18 protein-coding genes, 1 tRNA gene and 1 pseudogene are annotated in these 18,534 nt (G+C 57.4%); 12 read left to right on the top strand and 8 right to left on the bottom strand.

Translation table 11 applies throughout. The features are described 5' to 3' along the window. Positions 1 to 9: 9 nt before the first annotated feature. Positions 10 to 1,008 (bottom strand): deoxyribose-phosphate aldolase, encoded by a 999-nt coding sequence (deoC, locus tag RUA4292_RS07645; RefSeq protein WP_058277051.1) that lies wholly within the window; start codon positions 1,006 to 1,008, stop codon positions 10 to 12. Between the two features lie 198 nt (positions 1,009 to 1,206). On the opposite strand from deoC, the gene RUA4292_RS07640 reads away from it, so the two are divergent. From RUA4292_RS07640 to RUA4292_RS07615, 6 genes are all read left to right on the top strand, one after another. Further along, complete coding sequence (locus tag RUA4292_RS07640; protein ID WP_058277123.1) at positions 1,207 to 2,160, top strand: metal ABC transporter solute-binding protein, Zn/Mn family; 954 nt, start codon at positions 1,207 to 1,209, stop codon at positions 2,158 to 2,160. Positions 2,161 to 2,163: 3 nt separating this feature from the next. After that, positions 2,164 to 2,967, top strand: a complete 804-nt coding sequence (locus RUA4292_RS07635) for a metal ABC transporter ATP-binding protein (RefSeq protein ID WP_058274943.1) — start codon at positions 2,164 to 2,166, stop codon at positions 2,965 to 2,967. Between the two features lie 3 nt (positions 2,968 to 2,970). After that, a complete protein-coding gene (locus tag RUA4292_RS07630; RefSeq protein WP_058277050.1) occupies positions 2,971 to 4,176 on the top strand; it encodes a metal ABC transporter permease in 1,206 nt (401 codons plus the stop codon). Then, on the top strand, positions 4,173 to 5,102 hold the full coding sequence (locus tag RUA4292_RS07625) for a metal ABC transporter permease (RefSeq protein ID WP_058277049.1): 930 nt from the start codon (positions 4,173 to 4,175) through the stop codon (positions 5,100 to 5,102). Before RUA4292_RS07630 ends, RUA4292_RS07625 begins: the two co-directional genes overlap by 4 nt. A gap of 282 nt (positions 5,103 to 5,384) precedes the next feature. After that, positions 5,385 to 7,235 (top strand): DNA mismatch repair endonuclease MutL, encoded by a 1,851-nt coding sequence (mutL, locus tag RUA4292_RS07620; protein ID WP_058277048.1) that lies wholly within the window; start codon positions 5,385 to 5,387, stop codon positions 7,233 to 7,235. A gap of 52 nt (positions 7,236 to 7,287) precedes the next feature. Further along, entirely contained in the window at positions 7,288 to 8,517 is a 1,230-nt protein-coding gene (locus tag RUA4292_RS07615; RefSeq protein WP_058277047.1) for a DNA recombination protein RmuC, read from the top strand. Positions 8,518 to 8,520: 3 nt separating this feature from the next. Here the strand turns inward: RUA4292_RS07615 and RUA4292_RS07610 are convergent, their stop codons facing one another. Genes RUA4292_RS07610 through RUA4292_RS07600 form a run of 3 tightly spaced genes read right to left on the bottom strand, consistent with a single transcriptional unit; the run spans position 8,521 to position 10,301 of the window. Continuing rightward, positions 8,521 to 8,925 carry a hypothetical protein gene (locus tag RUA4292_RS07610; RefSeq protein ID WP_233493381.1) on the bottom strand — a complete coding sequence of 135 codons (405 nt, stop codon included), beginning with the start codon at positions 8,923 to 8,925 and terminating at the stop codon, positions 8,521 to 8,523. A gap of 58 nt (positions 8,926 to 8,983) precedes the next feature. Further along, the gene (locus RUA4292_RS07605) at positions 8,984 to 9,634 is read right to left on the bottom strand and encodes a ChrR family anti-sigma-E factor (RefSeq protein ID WP_058277122.1); all 651 of its coding nucleotides are present in this window, start codon (positions 9,632 to 9,634) and stop codon (positions 8,984 to 8,986) included. Positions 9,635 to 9,644: 10 nt separating this feature from the next. Further along, positions 9,645 to 10,301, bottom strand: coding sequence for a sigma-70 family RNA polymerase sigma factor (locus tag RUA4292_RS07600; protein WP_058277045.1), 657 nt, complete (start codon positions 10,299 to 10,301; stop codon positions 9,645 to 9,647). A gap of 149 nt (positions 10,302 to 10,450) precedes the next feature. Here RUA4292_RS07600 and RUA4292_RS07595 point away from each other — a divergent pair, with 149 nt between their 5' ends. The 5 genes and pseudogenes from RUA4292_RS07595 (at position 10,451) to RUA4292_RS07575 (ending at position 13,891) form a co-directional block, all read left to right on the top strand. Beyond that, on the top strand, positions 10,451 to 11,224 hold the full coding sequence (locus RUA4292_RS07595; protein WP_058277044.1) for a DUF1365 domain-containing protein: 774 nt from the start codon (positions 10,451 to 10,453) through the stop codon (positions 11,222 to 11,224). 87 nt (positions 11,225 to 11,311) lie between these two features. Then, the gene (locus tag RUA4292_RS07590) at positions 11,312 to 11,629 is read left to right on the top strand and encodes a DUF3775 domain-containing protein (RefSeq protein ID WP_058275224.1); all 318 of its coding nucleotides are present in this window, start codon (positions 11,312 to 11,314) and stop codon (positions 11,627 to 11,629) included. Positions 11,630 to 11,764: 135 nt separating this feature from the next. After that, on the top strand, positions 11,765 to 12,838 hold the full coding sequence (locus RUA4292_RS07585) for a hypothetical protein (protein WP_058277043.1): 1,074 nt from the start codon (positions 11,765 to 11,767) through the stop codon (positions 12,836 to 12,838). A gap of 171 nt (positions 12,839 to 13,009) precedes the next feature. Continuing rightward, positions 13,010 to 13,099, top strand: a tRNA-Ser gene (locus RUA4292_RS07580). A gap of 135 nt (positions 13,100 to 13,234) precedes the next feature. After that, positions 13,235 to 13,891 (top strand): annotated as a pseudogene (locus tag RUA4292_RS07575) (IS6 family transposase). On the opposite strand, the gene RUA4292_RS07570 reads toward RUA4292_RS07575, so the two are convergent. Genes RUA4292_RS07570 through RUA4292_RS07555 form a run of 4 tightly spaced genes read right to left on the bottom strand, consistent with a single transcriptional unit; the run spans position 13,860 to position 17,255 of the window. Further along, positions 13,860 to 14,204, bottom strand: coding sequence for a hypothetical protein (locus RUA4292_RS07570; protein ID WP_058277041.1), 345 nt, complete (start codon positions 14,202 to 14,204; stop codon positions 13,860 to 13,862). The pseudogene RUA4292_RS07575 and the gene RUA4292_RS07570 overlap by 32 nt on opposite strands. A gap of 15 nt (positions 14,205 to 14,219) precedes the next feature. Beyond that, on the bottom strand, positions 14,220 to 15,776 hold the full coding sequence (locus RUA4292_RS07565) for an amidase (RefSeq protein ID WP_058277040.1): 1,557 nt from the start codon (positions 15,774 to 15,776) through the stop codon (positions 14,220 to 14,222). A 4-nt stretch (positions 15,777 to 15,780) separates the two neighbouring features. Then, a complete protein-coding gene (locus RUA4292_RS07560) occupies positions 15,781 to 16,092 on the bottom strand; it encodes a hypothetical protein (protein WP_058277039.1) in 312 nt (103 codons plus the stop codon). A gap of 14 nt (positions 16,093 to 16,106) precedes the next feature. Continuing rightward, positions 16,107 to 17,255 carry a hypothetical protein gene (locus RUA4292_RS07555; RefSeq protein WP_145974896.1) on the bottom strand — a complete coding sequence of 383 codons (1,149 nt, stop codon included), beginning with the start codon at positions 17,253 to 17,255 and terminating at the stop codon, positions 16,107 to 16,109. Between the two features lie 276 nt (positions 17,256 to 17,531). On the opposite strand from RUA4292_RS07555, the gene RUA4292_RS07550 reads away from it, so the two are divergent. Beyond that, positions 17,532 to 18,518: a helix-turn-helix domain-containing protein gene (locus tag RUA4292_RS07550; RefSeq protein ID WP_058277037.1), complete on the top strand. Its 987-nt coding sequence runs from the start codon at positions 17,532 to 17,534 to the stop codon at positions 18,516 to 18,518. Positions 18,519 to 18,534 lie beyond the last annotated feature (16 nt).

The following is an 18,534-nucleotide window of genomic DNA, read 5'->3' as shown; positions in this document are numbered from 1 at the left end:
TTTTTGTCCTCAGCCCATGGAGTGACGGTAACCGGCGGAGTATGCGCCAGTTACATAGTGTTCCAACTGCCGCTCGATGTCGCCCAACAAGGACGACGCGCCAAAACGGAACAGGTCCGGCTCCAGCCAGCGGTCGCATAGTTCGTCCTTGATCAGCGACAGGTAAACCAGCGCGTCCTTGGCTTTTGAAATCCCGCCTGCCGGTTTATAGCCGACCCGGTATCCGGTGCGGTCATAGTAGTCGCGGATTGCACGGATCATCACCAAAGACACAGGCAGGGTGGCGTTGACGCTTTCCTTGCCGGTCGAGGTCTTGATGAAATCCGCCCCGGCCATCATGCAGACCAGCGAGGCGCGCGCGACATTGCGCAGGCTGCCCAGTTCGCCGGTGGCAAGGATGGCTTTGACATGCGCATCACCGCAAGCCACGCGGAACGCCTTCATCTCGTCATACAAGGCTTGCCAGTCGCCCGACAGCACGTGACGGCGCGAGATCACGATGTCGATCTCTTCGGCGCCGGCTTTCACACTTTCTTCGATCTCGGCCACGCGCAGATGGAATGGCGATAAACCAGCCGGGAAGCCGGTGGAAACCGCGGCAACAGGTATGCCGGTGCCATGCAGCGCGTCCACAGCGGTTTCGATCATGTCGTGATAGACGCAAACGGCCCCGGTTGTGATAGGCGGCATATCCAGCGCCTTCAGAACCGAAGGTGCAACGGGTTGCCGTGCCTTGGCACACAGACGGCGCACTCGTCCGACCGTGTCGTCACCCGACAGGGTGGTCAGGTCGATCATCGTGACCGCCTTCAGCAGCCACGCGGCCTGATACTCTTTCTTGACGGACCGACGACCGGGCAGGGTCGCGGCGCGGCGTTCAATGGCCGAAGTATTGACCTGCACGGCGCGTACCCAGTCCAGATCAAGATCCATACCGGGGTTTCTGGGCTCGGTCACTTGCGGCAGATGCGCGGTGCGCACGGGGCTTTCTGAGCTCTGCGTTTCCATCTTCACATCCTTTGGGAGGTTTGCGCCAAATTCGCACGGCTTGGCGCTAATTGGAAGGCATAGCGGCCTTCCGTGTGCAATTTTTTTGACCAAATGGACAAATTTAAGGTTTTCTTGCGAATAATTCGCAATAGCGTTGACTTAGTTGCGAATGGTTCGCATATTCATTCTCAAGAGGATACCTAAATGGGGTCAGAAATGATTCGTCGTAGTTTTCTTGCGGTTTTGGCTATTGCCGCCGCTTTGCCGGTCGCGGCATGGGCCGAGGCGCCGCTAAAGGTTGTTGCCACCACGGGTATGATCGCTGATGCGGCACGTCAGATCGGTGGCGATCAGGTTGAGGTCAAGGGCTTGATGGGCCCGGGCGTCGACCCGCATGCCTATCGACAGACCCGCAGCGACATCGTTGCTATGACCCGGGCGGATCTGATCCTGTGGCACGGTCTTTACCTTGAAGCGCAGATGGAAGACTTCTTCCATGATCTCGGACGTAAACGTCCGGTCGTGGCCGTGGCCGAAGGTGTCGATAAGTCCAAACTGCGCGCGCATGACGACTATGCCGATAAGTATGACCCGCATGTATGGATGAACCCGGCCGTTTGGCGCGATGTGGTGGTCGAGGTTCAAGAAGCCCTGACAGAGGCCCGCCCCGAGGCTGCTGATTTTTTCGCCGCGAACGCACAGACACATCTGGCCGAGATTGATCAGTTGGAAGCCTACGGCGAACAAGTGCTGGCTGACGTACCGGAAAACAACCGTGTGCTTGTAACGGCGCATGACGCCTTTGGCTATTTCGGTGAGGAATACGGCTATAAGGTGCTTGGTATTCAGGGCATCTCGACCCAGTCCGAGGCTGGTCTGAACCGGATCGGCGAACTGGTCGATACCTTGGTAGATCAGCAGCTGACGGCGGTGTTTGTCGAAAGCTCGGTTTCTGATCGGTCCATGCGTGCGCTGATCGAAGGTGCTGCGGCCAAAGGTCATGATGTTGGCATCGGCGGAGAGCTGTATTCCGACGCAATGGGTGAACCGGGCACCTATGAAGGCACGTATATCGGGATGCTGGATCACAACATCTCTGTGATTGCCGGAGCGCTGGGCGCAGACGTGCCCGAACGCGGCATGAACGGCAAATTGTCGGCGGGGTCTTGAACGATGCTGTCGCTGGCTGCGCATCAGGGTGCTTCGGTTGCTGAAAAAATTACAAAGGACTGCCCACTGGCCATTCGCGGTCTGACTGTCTCATACGGTCAGAAACCTGCCGTGTTTTCGGTGGATATGACCGTGCAACCCGGCGCGATGACGGCGATCATCGGCCCGAACGGGGCGGGGAAGTCTACGCTTCTGAAGGCGGCACTGGGTATCGTTTCGCCCCTGTCCGGGCAGGTGTCCGTCTTTGGTGAACCGCTTGAGAAACAGCGTGCCCGAATTGCCTATGTGCCGCAACGCGCAAGCGTCGACTGGGATTTTCCGACGCGCGTGATTGATGTTGTGTTGATGGGTCTGTCCCGCGAGCTGGGCTTGCTGGGTCGTGTCCGTGCCCGGCATATGTCCCGGGCCATGGACTGTCTTAACCGGGTCGGGATGCGCGATTTTGCCGATCGTCAGATTGGTCAATTGTCCGGTGGCCAGCAACAGCGCGTTTTTCTTGCCCGTGCTCTGGCGCAGGATGCTGATCTTTACCTGTTGGATGAGCCATTCGCAGGCGTCGATGCAGCGACGGAAAAAGCAATCATCGCAGTGCTGAAGTCGCTGAAAGAAGCGGGCAAGACCGTCGTGGTCGTGCATCACGATCTGGCCACGGTGACTGATTATTTCGACCATGTATTCTTGATCAATACCCGCAAAGTGGCCGAAGGGACTGTGGCCGAGGCCTTTACCGCAGAAACCCTGCAATCGGCGTATGGTGGCCGTCTAGCCACAGCCCAGATCGACCAGATTTCGCGCGCATTGGGGTAAATCATGCTTTGGGATGCTCTGACCCTTCAGCTGGGCTATAACGCCACGCTGGTCGCGATTGGTGCGACCTTGCTGGGTATATCCGCTGGTGTTACTGGCACGTTTCTTTTCCTGCGCAAACGCGCGCTGGTCAGCGACGCAATCAGCCACGCGACTCTGCCCGGCGTCTGTCTTGGGTTCATGGCTTTGGTCGCCTTTGGCGGCGATGGGCGCAACCTGATCGGTCTACTGGCCGGATCGGCGGTGTCGGCTTGGGTCGGTTTGCTTTGCATGAACTGGCTGACTCGCCACACACGACTGGCCGAGGATGCCGCCGTTGGTGCCATCCTGTCGGTGTTCTTCGGCCTTGGCATCGTGCTGTTGACCGTGATCCAGACCATGGGCGTCGGTCGTCAGGCCGGGCTGGAAGGGTTCCTGCTTGGCTCGACCGCAGGGATGTTGTGGGCCGATGCGCTGGTCATCGCAATCGGTGGGGCAGCGACGCTGTTGCTGGTCATGATCATCCGCCGGCCTATGACCATGGTGGCTTTCGACCCGGAATACGCTGCTGCCCGGGGCCTGCCGGTGCACCGGATTGATCTGGCGATGATGGGGCTGGTCATGGCAGTTACTGTGGTGGGCCTGAAAATTGTCGGGCTAATCCTGATTGTGGCGCTGCTGATCATCCCACCTGTCACGGCGCGTTTCTGGACGGACCGTTCGGGCCGCGTGGTGCTGCTAGCTGGACTGGCCGGAGGGTTGGCGGGCTATCTGGGGGCGGCGATGTCGGCCTCGGCCCCCAATTTGCCCACCGGCCCGATCATTGTTCTGGTCAGCTTTGGCTTTTTCGCACTGTCCCTGTTACTTGCGCCTGTTCGGGGTGTTCTGGCAGCGGTTCTGCGGCAACTGCGGTTCCAGCGTCGGGTTCACATTCGGCAGGGTCTGCTGGCACTGGCGCAAGGGCAAAAGATCTATGAGCCGTTGACCTTGCGCCTGTTGCGGCGTGCTGGTTTTGCGCGGGCAGATGGCGTGGCCACCGAAATCGGCAAAGCCCGGGCTGCCAAGGCGCTGCGGGATGAAAAGCGCTGGGAAATCGTCAGGGCCGATCAGATGCATGAGGCAACAGCTGCGCTCTATGACGGGTTGCGGGACATCGAAACCGTCCTGACCCAAGATCAGATCGCCGAGATCGACCGCCAGATCGGCGGCCCGCAGGAGGTTCTGGCATGAACGGTGAAGAATTCGTACCCCTGTCTTTGACACCGTTACTAATCGGCACGTTTGCCGCCATCGCCTGTGCTTTGCCCGGGAACTTTCTGGTCCTGCGCAAACAAGCTCTGATCGGGGATGCGATCAGCCATGTGGTGCTGCCGGGTATTGTCGTGGCCTTTCTGCTGACCGGAACGATTTCAACCTGGCCAATGATGCTGGGCGCCGCGGGCGCGGCGGTGGTGGCCGTGGTTCTGATCGAAGCCGTCAGGCGGCTGGGGCAGATCGAGGCGGGTGCCGCGATGGGGGTGGTTTTCACCGCGATGTTTGCTGCTGGTGTGCTGCTGTTGGAACAAACCTATACCTCGACCGTGCACTTGGATGTTGAACATGCGCTGTATGGCAATCTGGAAAGCCTGATCTGGTTGGACGCTGTGGGCTGGTCTTCGGTGTTGGATCCCGTGGCGCTGGCGGGGTTGCCGCCGGAATTGCCTCGGATTGCGCTGACTTTGCTGGCGGTATCTGTCTTTGTATGGCTGTTCTGGCGGCCGCTGAAGATTTCCACCTTTGACGAAGGGTTCGCGCGCACCATTGGTGTCCGGACCGGAGTTCTGGGCATGGCCCTTGTGATCACGGCAGCTATTGCCGCCGTGGCGGCATTTGACGCCGTGGGTTCGATCATTGTGATTGCCATGTTTATCTGTCCCCCGGCGGCGGCGCGCATGATGACCAACCGGCTCGAAACCCAGATCGCGTGGAGCATCGTCTTTGCCATCCTGTCGGCTGTCTCCGGGTACGTGCTGGCTGGATATGGTCCGCTCTGGCTGGGGGCGGCGGACGCAGTCAGTGCAGCGGGCATGATCGCAACGATGTCTGGTCTGATCCTTGCGTTTGCGGCTTTGTGGGGGCCGTGCCGGACCCGGGCAGGTGCACCCGGAACCGCGTGACCCGGCATTTTCCCGCCGCTGGGCCCTCTGCGGTATCGGCCAAACTTCGCCACCCGACTTGAGGCCCAGAGAGTCTTCGCATCGTGAAACCGTATTCGTGGTATGAATTGACCCATTGATTATTGGATGACCACCACTCACTCCGGATCGTTCGAGCAATCGCGCCCAGACTGGCTGCAAGTCTAGGCTGGCACGGTGCGATTGTTCGAACGCCCGCTCCTCACATTAAATGCAAGCCAAAGCGGTGGCAGAATCGTGCGCGAATGTGCTAGGTCTGGTGGTATGGCGCAGGCACACCCCAATATCAGCGAAAATCGACTGGTCATCCGGCAACTTGACGACGCAGCAATCAACCGTATTGCGGCAGGCGAGGTTGTTGAACGTCCGGCTTCTGCGGTCAAGGAATTGGTGGAAAATGCCATCGACGCAGGTGCAACCCGCGTCGCGATCGACATTGCCGATGGTGGTAAGACGCTGATTCGCGTCACCGATGATGGCTGTGGGATTGCTGCTGAGGATCTGCCATTGGCCTTGTCGCGCCATGCGACTTCGAAAATCGACGGGTCTGATTTGCTGAATATCCACACCTTCGGGTTTCGGGGTGAGGCGCTGCCATCGCTCGGCGCCGTCGGGCGCCTGACCATTACCAGCCGGGTGCCGGGGGGCGAGGCGGCTTCGGTCCATGTGGCGGGTGGTCGGATCGAGGCGGTGAAACCTGCCGCCTTACGTGCTGGCACAGTGGTCGAACTGCGCGATCTCTTTTTCGCAACGCCTGCGCGGTTGAAATTCATGCGCACCGACCGGGCTGAAGCCCAAGCAATCTCCGACACCGTCAAAAGGCTGGCCATGGCCGAGCCTTCGGTGACTTTCACTTTGCGTGACGTCTCTGGTGGTGGAGAGGGGCGCGTGACCTTCCGCGCTGACCGCGAAAATGGTGATCTGTTCGACGCACTGCATGCCCGGCTGGCCCGCGTTATAGGGCGCGAGTTTGCTGAAAATGCCCTGCAGATCGATGCCACGCGCGAGGGGATCCGGTTGTACGGTTACGCCGCCTTGCCGACCTATTCGCGCGGTGCGGCGGTGGCGCAGTATCTGTTCGTCAATGGTCGTCCTGTGCGCGACAAGATGCTGACGGGCGCGCTGCGGGCGGCCTATTTCGATTTCCTCAGCCGGGATCGTCATCCGGCAGCAGCATTGTTCATCGATTGCGATCCGACTTTGGTCGACGTGAATGTGCATCCGGCAAAGTCCGAGGTCCGGTTCCGCGATCCGGGCGTCGCGCGCGGGTTGATCGTTTCGGCCCTGAGGCACGCGCTGGCCGAGGCAGGGCACAGGGCCTCCTCCACAGTGGCCAATGCGACACTGGGCGCGATGCGTCCGGAACCCGCACAACCTGCGCCAGCACGCGTCTATCAGATGGACCGACCTTCGCCATCTGCACGGCAGGCGGCGTATCAAGCGCAGGCGCCGGGGTTCGCCGAGCTGTCACAAGATTACAGCGGCAACGTGGTCGGGCCGGCCCCTGTGCCAACCGCCGAGGCTCCGGTCGAAGACCTGCCTTTGGGCGCGGCACGTGGGCAGGTACATGAAAACTACATCATCGCCCAAACCGCAGACGGCATGGTGATCGTCGATCAACATGCGGCACATGAGCGGCTGGTTTATGAAAAGCTCAAAAAACAGATGGCCGAGAATGGGGTTGCTGCGCAGGCGCTTTTGATCCCGGAAATTGTTGAACTGTCTGACAGCGATTGCGCGCGCTTGATGCAGGTGGCTGATGATTTGACGAACCTGGGGCTGACCATTGAACCTTTCGGCGGCGGTGCCGTCGCGGTGCGTGAAACTCCTGCCATTCTGGGAGAGGTGGACGCGCGGGCGATGATCCTCGATATCCTCGACGAACTGGCCGATCAGGGCGAAAGCCAGACCGTGCAGGCGCGGATTGAGGCGATTCTCAGCCGGGTGGCCTGTCATGGGTCGGTCCGGTCGGGTCGCCGTATGCGGGCCGAAGAAATGAACGCCCTTCTACGGGAAATGGAGGCCACGCCCCATTCCGGTCAGTGCAACCACGGGCGGCCGACTTATGTGGAATTGAAGCTGAGCGATATCGAGCGATTGTTCGGCCGCAGTTGATCCATTGGCTTGGTTGGGCTATGGAGAATAAAACAAGAACATCCGAGGCGACATGATCGAGATTGCACGAACCCAATATGCGCTGAACGACCCCGTGATCCTGACCGTGGGCGGGGTTGTTACGCTGATCCTGCTGTTGCTGTTTTTGTCGCTGCGCGCAGCCAACCGGTCGGCCCGGATGGCGGAACCTCTGTCCCGCCAGATGGCGCATCTTGGCCAGCATGTGCAGCAATTGGGGCAGGGGCAGGAACAATTGCGCGGCGGATTGCAGCATGTTTCGGACACGCAGGCCAATGCGCAGGTGCAGGTGATCCAAACGGTTGAAACCCGTCTGTCCTCGGTCCAGCAGCAGATGAATGACCGACTGGCGGATAACGCGATGAAATCGGCGCGTGCTTTGGCCGAGATGCAGGAGCGGATGAAGGAATCCCTGCATGGATCATCCAAACAAACCGCGACATCGCTAACGCAGTTGCAGGAACGTCTGGCCGCCATCGACAAGGCGCAGGACAATATCACAAAACTGTCGGGCGACGTGCTGTCTTTGCAGGATATCCTGTCGAACAAGCAAACGCGTGGTGCTTTCGGAGAGATTCAGCTGAATGATATCGTCTCTAAGGCGCTGCCTTCGGATAGTTTCAAGCTGCAGGCCACCCTGTCGAATGGACGGCGCGCAGATTGCCTGATCAACCTCCCGAACCCTCCAGGACCGATTGTCATCGACAGCAAGTTCCCGTTGGAGGCCTATGAGGCGCTGATCGGTTCGACCAATGACATGGAGTTGAAGGCGGCGGTTCAGATGTTCCGCAGCACGGTGCGTAACCACATTACGGATATTTCCGAGAAGTACATTCTGGACGGTGAAACGGCAGATGGAGCACTGATGTTCCTGCCGTCGGAGGCGGTCTATGCCGAACTTCATGCCAAATTTCCTGAACTGGTGCAGGAGAGTTTCACCAAACGCGTGTGGATCGTCTCGCCCACCACTTGCATGGCGACACTGAACACGATGCGTGCGATCCTCAAAGACGCGCGGATGCAGGAACAAGCTGGGGCGATCCGCAAAGAACTGGGTTTGCTGCACAAGGATGTTGAGCGTTTGGGTGATCGGGTCGGCAATCTGGACCGCCATTTTGGGCAAGCGGCCAAGGATATCTCGGAAATCAAGATCAGCGCGGAAAAGGCTGGCCGCCGGGCACAGCGGTTGGATAACTTCGATTTCGAGGAACTGGCGCCTGACGATCAGACCAACGTTGTGCCTCTGGGCCAGTCCGAAGGCTAGGCATTACTGGATTGACAGATCCAGATTGTAGCCGACCGTCTTGTCCGTATCGCGGTCATTGCCCATCAGGTAGACCCGGATCGTGTAGTCTCCATCCTCAGGCAATTCAATGCGCGCGGTATTCCCGTCGATCGAGCCGTTGTAGATCGCGAAACCATCACTGTCCGGCGGCAGGATGTTGAAGTAGATCACGCCATAGCCATTTGTGTCGCTTACCTTCAGGTCGGCGAACATCTCTTGCCCGGCTTTTGCACCCAACTTGTAGTCGAAGTACTCGTTTCCAGTGACGGTACCATTGACCATTGTCCCGAAATTGCCCGGTTCGAACTTCACGTCAGCGACCAACTGGGCAGAAGCGACAGATGAAAAACCCATGAGGGCAAGAACAAAGAACATAGTCCGGATCATTTCAAATGCCTCCAACAATCAGCTTGCAGGGCAGGGTACCACATGAGCGCTGATTGCGTCAGATCTTCAGGAACGGTTGGAACAGACGCGGCATCAGTTTGTTGAATTTCAGCGGCGCGTCGGTGACCGCCAGGCAAATGCAATCCCCCGTAATGTCTGCTGTAGGAGTATGGTGGAGGTCTTCATCTGCAATTTCGACATCTCCACGGGCGAAGTGGTCAACCTCGTCCGAAAACGCGCCCTGCAACACCATGGTCAGTTCCACGCCGTTGTGGCTGTGATCCGGAACTGCGGTGCCCGCCGGAATGAACAGCAACCGAGCTGTTGCATCACCGGTCGTCGGCAGGATCGCCTGTTTGACCCCCATGCCGATTGGTCGCCAGCGGATGTCGTTCACATCGCCGCCCACGTAATCCTGCAACGGGCTTGGCAAAACCGAACAGCCGAGACGCCTGGGTTTGGCAATCGGCGCACCGTTTGCGATCAAAGCCATCGTTTCCGCAAGTGCCTTGTCGTTCATCGCAACGGTCTCGTCCTGTTCTTCCAGGACATATCCGCCAACGGCGTCAAAGCTTTCGGCCTGAGCACGACATTGATTGCACATGGAAAGATGTGTCGCGACCATCAGGTCGAAAGCCTCGGGCAGAGTGCCTGCGGCGTAAGCCATCAGCAGGTCGTCTGTCAGGTGATGTTTGATTTTATTGCTCATAACCGTCATCTCAATTCATCGCATGGCGCAAGCGGTCCAGCGCCAGCCGTATCCGTGATTTGATCGTTCCCAGTGGCAATCCAGTCTGAGAAGCGATTTCTCGATGGCTCAGATCGCCAAAATAGGCTTTCTCGATCAGTTGTCTTTGCGCTTCTGGCAGCGCGGTCATCGCGTTGCGCAGCTGCGCAGTTTCTTGTTGCAGCACGAGTATGTCGTCCTGCTCCGGTTCAGCCTCGGGTCCCCATCCCAGTTCTTCGGGCTCGGGGCGGCGTTGTTTGCGCAGGACGTCGATGCGCTTGTTCCGGGCGATCGTGAACACCCATGTGGCCACGGTTGCCCGCGTGGGGTCGAACAAATGTGACTTGTGCCACAGCGTGACCATCACCTCTTGTGCGCACTCTTCGGCCATGGCCGCATCTGAGCCCGACTTGATCAGGAACGCCTTGATCCGCGGCGCGAAGTGCTGAAACAACTCAGCAAACGCTGCCTGATCCTGCGCGTCCCTAATAAGTCTGACGTGGTCCACCCACTCAGCTCGTTTGTCACACTTGTCTTGCGCTCGGTTCACCGGTTTACCCTTGATGCGTTTCTTTGCGCGCCACGGTTTCTGTGAAGGCCTGCTGGCCACCGGTTCATCCAAGGTCGCGGTATCGATCTCGGTAAACATAACAACATTACGCGGTAAGACCCAAGCTGGATCACATTGTGATGCGATTTTAATCCGAACCGGACCATGTTTCGTATGATAAGTATCTACATGTCGAAGAAAACAGCGCCGTTTGAACGGCTTGCAGGCGAATTGGAACACTGACGAGAATGAACAGGATCGACCATATTTCAGGCCATACTTACCACGGTCGAAAGGGCGGGATCGAGAATGCGTTTCGGTATTCCATCGATTACATCTTGATGGACCCAGAAGCCCGACCTTACACACCGCTTTTGTTTTCGATGAACCGTGTAAATGCGATGTATTGGCGAGACCGTGACCACGGCGGTGAACCCGGCAAAGGGAAGGGTGCGGTGTGGTTGCGAGCCAAATTCAACGAAATGGGTGTGACGCAACCTGCAAGACTTGAGTTGCTGACGCAGCCACGGGTGCTGGGGCATGTCTTCAATCCGGTCAGCTTCTGGTTCTGTTTCGATGCCGATGAACAACTATATGCGGTGGTAGCAGAGGTTACGAACACTTACGGCACGCGCCACAGCTATCTGTGCAACAATCCCGGGTTTGCCCCGATCCAGCCGACTGATCGCATCGTTGCGGACAAGCTGATGCATGTCTCACCGTTTCAAAAGATCGAAGGGACGTATGAGTTCCGGTTCGACCATCGCCCCGAGCGTATCGGCGTCTGGATTGACTATGGTCGAAAAGCGGGTGGATTGATTGCCACCCTGACCGGGCCGCGCGCGCCGCTGACCAACCGGGCAATCCTGTGGTCGTTGCTGCGGCGTCCCTTCGGTGCGCGACGTGCGTTTTTCCTGATTGTCTGGCAGGCGATCAAACTTAAGATCAAAAAGGCCCGGTTTGTTCCGTTCCGAACCGCCCCTGTGCCCGATCAGCCGATATCCCGCAGTCGCAAGCCTTAGCCCCTGGGTCTTTGCTTAAGATCAAAGACTCAGCCCCCTCCTCATGGTTGTGGTACTATTGAAACCGCGAATACGAGGAGCTGGGTCATGATGGAAATTTCGCCAAGGAAAATCGCTCAGGTTGCGATGATGGGGCGCGAGTTGGGTCGCGCCGAGGGCGAATTGCGCGCCTTCATCGACCGGATGAGCGAGGACGAACAGGCCGAACTGGTGGCTGTCATGTGGGTCGGGCGCGAAAGCTTTTTCGCCGAAGATCTGCCTGAGGCCATCGCAACAGCCAAGTCCGAGGCTTCGACCCCTTGCGCGGACTACCTGATTGGTACGCCGCACTTGTCGGATCACCTTGAAAATGGCTTGGATGCACTGGGTATCTCGGCTGAGGATGTGGAAAACGACCTGATGTAAGTGCACCGGCTATGTGCAACCGGTGCAGCCCGCAAATTGCAAACCATTCGCCGAATAGCCGGTTTTTGGATAACATGATCAGGAAACCCGAAAGCCCGCATTCAGGCTGGGGTGCTTTTAGACGGAGCGTGATCCATGTGGCGCGTCTTGCAAATGCTTGCGGTGCTCGCGTTTTGTGTGGGCTTCCAGTCCCGCCCGGCCCAAGCCTGCGGCGTCTGCGTTGAGCTTCCGGAGTATTCTCTGGCGGACCGGATTCTTTCGGCGCGTGTGATCGTGCTGGCGGCACCATCGCCAGACAACCCTTTCAGGTTCACCCCCGTTTCGGTTTTGAAAGGCACGCCGGAACAGGTTGAGGCTTTGCCCGAAATACCTTTCCTGGTCGACAGCGTCTTGCGATCTGCCTTTCGTGCGAATCCGGACAGAACGGTTTTGATGGTCTACGGGACGGGGTATCAGGACAAGGCCGGTCGCAGCCTGCCCAGCGGTTGGACCAAGGGGTTCTTGATGACACCGGATCGGGCCCACTTCCTTGAAACACTGCGTGCCGAGGGGCAGGGCTGGGCCAGTGGCGCGCCGGATCGCGCGGCGCAGGTTGCCTTTTTTAGTGCCTATCTCACACATGAAGATCGCCTGTTGCGCAACACGGCGCTGATCGAAATCCATCGCGCGCCCTATTGGCTTTTGACCCACCTGACCGATGCCGTGCCAACCGCACAATTATTGCAGGATCTTCGCAATCCCAATCGTTTAGCCTACGCACCGGCACTTATCCGATTGCTGGGTCTTCAGTCGGATCCAAAGGCCAAAGAACGTGTAAGGCTTGGCTATCAAAGCGCGCTTCGCAGTGGGGATCTCAACCTGTACGACTGGGGTTTGGCGGGTATCGCAGTGGATGGGGAACAGGCAATACTTGAAATCGAAAAGTCGCTGGAGCGGTCTGAACGCACGGCTGACGAAAAGCGATTCCTGATCCGCAGTCTGGCCGATGGCGGAACGACCTATCCCAAGTTGCGACCCCGGATCCTGGATGTGTTTAGGCATCAGTTGGACAAAGACAGCACTGTTGCGATTTGGATTGCCCTGGCCGTACGACCTTGGGGCACCAACGCACTGAACCCCAACTTCGAAGCTATTATGGCTCAAAATGATCTGGACCCGGCGACGCTGTTTCTCATGCGAGCTGCAATTGAAGCTGACGAACCGGGCTAACGTCGCGGTGACGCTCCTCATAGTTCCAAATCGCATTAGGGAACAGATGGCGCAGCGCCTTCGCCAAGCAAATGCATCCCAACAACATCAGCGCAAACGATTTCAGAAAAATATCGCGCTCGATCAAAATCGTCTTGTATCTGGTCGACATGCAAGGATATACCCGCCAGCGGAGACGTGGCCGAGTGGTCGAAGGCGCTCCCCTGCTAAGGGAGTAGGCCCGGAAGGGTCTCGAGGGTTCGAATCCCTTCGTCTCCGCCACTATATCATTTTTTATTGACTTATTTCAGATACTTGCGTTCTGATAAGAAAAGCAAACCCACCATAAAACCCACCATAATGATTTCGAAGTGATGAGCTCGACGATAGAGCCTGGATGGTATTGCCATAGTTAAACTGGCAGAGCAGGTCTTTCAGAGGGATAAGATCGGGGAATCGAGTATCTCTTTAGACCTGCTACAAGAACGCGGTATCGACGTGAGCCACGAAACGATCCGATTTTGGTGGAACAGAATCGGTCCGATGTTCGCGGCCGAGATCCGTAGAAAACGGGTCAGCCAGATGCGGTGTTACTCGAACTGGTAATGGCATCTCGACGAGGTTTTCGTGAAGATCAACGGTGAAACCCACTATCTCTGGCGTGCTGTGGATCATGAGGGTGAAGTACTGGAATCCTATGTTACCCAGCGCCGAGATCGCAAATCAGCGTTGAAATTCCTCAAGAAAACAATGAAACGCTATGGTAACCCGCATGTCATCGTGACGGACAAACTTCGGTCTTACTGCGCTGCCATGAAGATTATTGGCAATGCACAAAAGCAGGAAACAGGTCGCTGGCGAAACAATCGAGGCGAGAATTCGCACCAGCCGTTTCGACGACGAGAACGGGCGATGCTGCGGTTTCCGCAAATGAAGAGCCTACAAAAATTCTGTGCCGTTCATTCTTCCTTTCACAATCATTTCAATCTGGAGCGCCACTTCTATCCTCGCGCCATTTTCAAGATCAACCGTGCCGCCGCTCTTACTGCGTGGCGTCAACTTGGCGTGGCATAAGGGACAGCGTTACTGCCCCTATCCGAATGACCTCGCGGTCCCGGATCGGGATGTGGAACGCGCAGTCTTCTTGCTCTACTTGCGCTCGAGCGCACTTTGCCAGCTCGTTCTTCGTCACCAGTTCGTGCAACGCAATGAGTTCAGCAAGAAGGCTTGCGGCGAGGCTGCGCCGGGCAGCCGCAGCCTTTTCTTCGTCGCGAATGCGCTCGAAGAGTTTCTGGTCCTCCCAGCGGCGGTTCGTATGATAAACTCCCCGAGCCAGTACCAGGGCCGCGGCAAGAGGTGCGAGCTTGATCCAGTCGGTATAGTCCACGGGCGCACGGGCTGATTAGCCGATGTCCGGCATCAGTTCGCCGGAAAAAAGTTTGGGTGAGACGGCCTCGTGAGCGGCGGCCACTTGCATACAGATCGCATCTTCAAAGGTGTTTGCGACGATCTGCATGCCTGCTGGCATGTTGTAAGGCGTCAAACCAATCGGTGCACTTACTACCGGGTACCAATTCAAAAGGTTCCAAAGTGGCGTTTGGAATAGCCCTGCATGCGGATCGACGGCTTTTCCATTGATCCGCGGCGCGTCGTTGACCGGATCATAGTCCGCCTGCACGCGCGACGTGTTCAGTGTCGGTGAAAGCAACGCCTGGTAACCATTGTCGAACACCGCCTGCTGCACGAGGATGTTTAGCCGCTCGATGGTGTTTGCCGCCGCGAGGGCCTCGTCCGGACCCATGCCCGTGGCGGCCACCTCGGCGAAGTATCGACCGTAGCTGGTCAATTGATCGGCATAGGCGATAAGGCCCTTCATCTGCCCGCCGAACGCGCCTGAAAGAAGTGCTTGGGTTATTGCGAGACGGATTTGCGGTCCAGTTAGCCCAAGGCCTAGGTCGACCTCTTCGAGGGTTGCACCCTGACTGCGCAGGCCTTCAACGGCTTTCATAAACAGATCGAGAGTTTCTGGTTCGATCTCGGCCCAGCCCTGGTCAATATTGTAGGCTATGCGCATACCTTCGACACCGTCGTATTCCAGAGGCAGTGTCAGCTTGGGACGCAGGGCGGTCAGAGAATTCGGGGTCGGGCCCGCCATATTGTTTTGCAGCAGGATCATATCCTTTAGCGTTCGCGCCATCGGACCACTGGTTGAAGGCAGGAGAAATGTCGCGCCAAGGCTCGCGGGCACCCGGCCATAGGGAGGTTTGAATCCGTATAGACCACAGAAGGCCGCAGGAATACGGATAGAGCCGCCCATATCCGAGCCTGTTGCAAGGGTAGTCTGACCAGAGGCCAGTGCTCCGCCAGAGCCACCAGAGGAGCCGCCGACAGTATATTTGGTATTCCAGGGGTTTCGTGTAACGCCCCAAGCTTTGGACCACGTAACGCCCGCAAAGTACATCTCCGGTACGGTGGTGATTGCATGCGGGATAGCGCCGTCGGCAAACAGGCGTTCAGCCAGCGGGTCCGTCTCGTCTGCAATGGCGTCCTTGAGAGGCAAGGTGCCAGCCGTCAGCGGACGGCCCTTGATGGCCAGTTCATCCTTTGTTGCAATGGTGATCCCATCAAGCGGCAGCCCTTCACCCTTCATGTAGCGGTCCTCGGACGCGCGCGCTGCAGCCAATGACTCCTCGGGATAAGTTGCGATGAAATTATTCAGTCTTTCTTCGACGGCATCGGTGCGGCGAAACTGCGCTTCCAGCACCTCTACGGGCGACAGGTCCTTGGCCTTGAACTTCGTCAGAAGGTCAGAGGCGGGCATGTAGCAAAGTTCGAGATCTGCGGAATGCGTGTCTGCCATCGCCCAACCCGGGGCTATGGCACACGCCGCAGCGGAACTGGCCGTTTTCAGTAGCGCGCGGCGGCTGAGAACCGGTGCGGTTTCAATGGACTCTGTCATGATGTCACCTGCTGGATGTCGGTTGTTTGCAGAAGTCGACCAGAGCTGCCGTGATGGCGAATTGCGCGGGTCGGGTCGTGAAGGTCGGGTTTTCGTCTAGCCAGACTTCGAAGCGTGGCCGGAAACTGGCGGCATCTGTACCCGGCGCGCATTCAGCGGCCAGATTGGGCTGGGCGCGAAGTTGCCGAGTCAGGAAAATCTCCTGTTGGGTAGCGTTTTGCGCGAGGTAGGACTGCACATCACTGATAACTTGCGACGCTGCGGGGCTCGCCAGCGTGACGGCGAAGACAAGGAGGATTGTGAAATTCAGAGACATTCGCCGGGTTGCTTTCAAAACGCGAAAGGGAGTTCATAGTTCAGGGCAAGCCCGAACGTTTCAGAGTTTTCGTTGTCTTCATTGAGACTTCGGAACCCAGCCTCAAAGGTGACCCCATTGTCAAAGGTATAGCCGGCCGAAATCTGGGCCTGCAGGTTTGAGGTCCTTGAACCGTCAGGGGTTTTCACTTCCCACCCAGTTGCTGCAAGCGCCAGGCTCCACTGACGATATTGAAGATCCAAAGAGCTGGTCAGATAGCCCTCGGTCCGGTTGCGACGTCCTCGCGCATTCTCGAGTCGGGCATACTCAACAAACGGGGTAACCGATAACTCGTCGATTAGGGCAATTGGCAACCATGTTATTGCTGCCGCGTATCTGTGCTCGTTGCCAAGAGCGTCGCGCGGAACCTTCTTGCCATTTGGTAGGCGCAGGAATTCCGTTTGCTGATTTACATAGGAAAGGTGGTAGCGGAAACCGGGAAGTACATCGATACCGCCGCCATCCAGTGCGATTGCCCAGTTCTTGAGACCATTTGTATTGCCAGCTCCACCCGTGGATCGTTTTGGGGGGTCGAAATCGCTGAAAAATGGTGTTGCCAGCCACGACGTGTCCAGTGTGAACACCCCTCCGCGCAGTGCGTGACTACCAAAGTCTCCGGCGTCAAAACCATAGTTCGCGCCAACCCCAACTCGTCCCTTGATGGCATAGAAGTCACTGGCAATGTCGGAGCCATAGATGCCGGGCGCAACGCTCTCGGCAATCCCGAAGTGTACAGGCCCTTTACCGGCTGAGATCCAGAAGTCACCAGATTCAAACGTTAGCGACAGCGCACCCCATTTAAGCGCGTGGGCTTCCAAAAATCGGTCTCGGCCAGCTATTGGCGCGTCAACTGGTTCAACCAGCCACCCAGTCTCTACGTAGATGTTGCGAGAGAGAAAAACGAACGCTTCCAGCCGGGACTCGCCAAAGATGTCGTTAATCTTTTCGTTTGGATCATCAGCCTGAAAGGTGTGGTCGTTGAATAACCCGATAGACAAACTGCCAACGACGTAAGGCGGCCAAATCAACCCTCCGCTCTCAACCGCCGTGGTCACCCTGTCGAGATTGGTAGCCCCATCGATCTTCTTTTGCTCGGCCGCCGCGTCCATTCCGAGAGCGGCCATTGCAAGGACACTGGCTCCCATCCGAGACCCGCGAGCCGCACGGTGTGACGTACTTTGGCAGGCCATTCAAACCTCTCGCCTTGCGGTGCGGACAAGCGCTATGTTGAAAATATCTGTGTGCCGCTTGGGGGTCTATCCGCAGATTGCCAAAGTCAGGGAAACCAATATCTGGAGATTTTCTCTTGATTGGTTGTGCTTGCGGGTTATGATCCTCTCAGACTGAGTGTCAGCCGGCGGATAGAGAATATCTCGGCGGGCCTTGGAGGAAGAAACCCCATGCCAAGAGACGGCGGAGATCCTCTGACGATCCGGACTGATCAATTCACATTCAGCGATCCATCTGAGGTTATCGCTACCGACCCTGGTTGGGAATACGAGATCATTCAGCTTAGTCCTGGTTCATTGGGTTACGCGTTGCGACGGTTCGAGGTAGCGGGCATCGTTCTTGAGTGGGTCTTTTGCAAAGCTGCAGTGGCAGTGCACGAAACCAAGTTGGTCGATGATCTCGCGATAGTTGTTCCCTTGGAATTCAGTGCACCATCCAAACTCGGCGGTCAAAAAGTAGGCTTTGGCAATATTGGCTTGCAGGTGAACGGAGTGGATTTTTGCCACCGCACTGAGCCGGGCGTATTTACACTTTTCATTACCGTACAGCGCGCCTTAGCAGACACGATGGGTTGGATTAACGAGCCCAAGAATACGTTCCTTGTTGAGGTTTCAAAAAGACAGTTGCGCGTTTCGCTTGGTCGAATCGAGACAGCGGTCCGCCTTCTGGAATTGTCGCGCGAAGTTGGCGTACCAGACCAGGAAATACCGGCGCTGCAAGGGCTGATCGAATCGATCGGAGATTTGCTGGCCCCGGTTGAGGCCGCCGACAACCGTAACGCGCTGCATGGTCAAGCGAGAAGGAATATGGCGCTGGTAACGGCAGTGCGCCGGCGCTTGCTTACTGGTGAATGGGTCGATGCGAGTCAAATCGACCAGCTTGCGAGGTCCCTTGGCGTGTCACAACGAACGCTGTTTCGTGCGATCAGCGTATCAATCGATATGGCGCCCCGGGCCTATCAGAAACGGCTGAAGCTGCATCTGGTTCAAAAAGCGCTGCAAACAGCCACTCCAGACACCGCAAGCGTGACCAAGATCGCAATGGAACACGGGTTCTGGCATCTGGGTAGATTCTCGCAGGAGTTCCGAGAGGCTTTTGGCAAGAACCCGCGCGACGCGCTCGACACTTCGCCATCTCGTCAGCAGGATCAAACCTAAAGAACCTCGACATTGG

It is taken from the genome of Ruegeria atlantica (assembly GCF_001458195.1).
Taxonomy (GTDB): Bacteria; Pseudomonadota; Alphaproteobacteria; order Rhodobacterales; family Rhodobacteraceae; genus Ruegeria; species Ruegeria atlantica.
Note: the sequence above shows the minus strand (reverse complement) of the source record. Positions and strands in the feature narration are given on the sequence as shown.

Excerpts from the sequence above, each read along its gene's own strand:
- RUA4292_RS07635 (WP_058274943.1), top strand. The coding sequence starts at position 2,164 with ATGCTGTCGCTGGCTGCGCATCAGGGTGCTTCGGTTGCTGAAAAAATT.
- RUA4292_RS07600 (WP_058277045.1), bottom strand. The coding sequence starts at position 10,301 with ATGTTTACCGAGATCGATACCGCGACCTTGGATGAACCGGTGGCCAGC.
- RUA4292_RS07610 (WP_233493381.1), bottom strand. The coding sequence starts at position 8,925 with ATGATCCGGACTATGTTCTTTGTTCTTGCCCTCATGGGTTTTTCATCT.
- RUA4292_RS07560 (WP_058277039.1), bottom strand. The coding sequence starts at position 16,092 with ATGTCTCTGAATTTCACAATCCTCCTTGTCTTCGCCGTCACGCTGGCG.
- RUA4292_RS07565 (WP_058277040.1), bottom strand. The coding sequence starts at position 15,776 with ATGACAGAGTCCATTGAAACCGCACCGGTTCTCAGCCGCCGCGCGCTA.
- RUA4292_RS07590 (WP_058275224.1), top strand. The coding sequence starts at position 11,312 with ATGATGGAAATTTCGCCAAGGAAAATCGCTCAGGTTGCGATGATGGGG.
- RUA4292_RS07625 (WP_058277049.1), top strand. The coding sequence starts at position 4,173 with ATGAACGGTGAAGAATTCGTACCCCTGTCTTTGACACCGTTACTAATC.
- deoC (WP_058277051.1), bottom strand. The coding sequence starts at position 1,008 with ATGGAAACGCAGAGCTCAGAAAGCCCCGTGCGCACCGCGCATCTGCCG.
- RUA4292_RS07585 (WP_058277043.1), top strand. The coding sequence starts at position 11,765 with ATGTGGCGCGTCTTGCAAATGCTTGCGGTGCTCGCGTTTTGTGTGGGC.
- RUA4292_RS07630 (WP_058277050.1), top strand. The coding sequence starts at position 2,971 with ATGCTTTGGGATGCTCTGACCCTTCAGCTGGGCTATAACGCCACGCTG.
- RUA4292_RS07640 (WP_058277123.1), top strand. The coding sequence starts at position 1,207 with ATGATTCGTCGTAGTTTTCTTGCGGTTTTGGCTATTGCCGCCGCTTTG.
- RUA4292_RS07605 (WP_058277122.1), bottom strand. The coding sequence starts at position 9,634 with ATGAGCAATAAAATCAAACATCACCTGACAGACGACCTGCTGATGGCT.
- RUA4292_RS07555 (WP_145974896.1), bottom strand. The coding sequence starts at position 17,255 with ATGGCCGCTCTCGGAATGGACGCGGCGGCCGAGCAAAAGAAGATCGAT.
- RUA4292_RS07595 (WP_058277044.1), top strand. The coding sequence starts at position 10,451 with ATGAACAGGATCGACCATATTTCAGGCCATACTTACCACGGTCGAAAG.
- mutL (WP_058277048.1), top strand. The coding sequence starts at position 5,385 with ATGGCGCAGGCACACCCCAATATCAGCGAAAATCGACTGGTCATCCGG.
- RUA4292_RS07550 (WP_058277037.1), top strand. The coding sequence starts at position 17,532 with ATGCCAAGAGACGGCGGAGATCCTCTGACGATCCGGACTGATCAATTC.
- RUA4292_RS07615 (WP_058277047.1), top strand. The coding sequence starts at position 7,288 with ATGATCGAGATTGCACGAACCCAATATGCGCTGAACGACCCCGTGATC.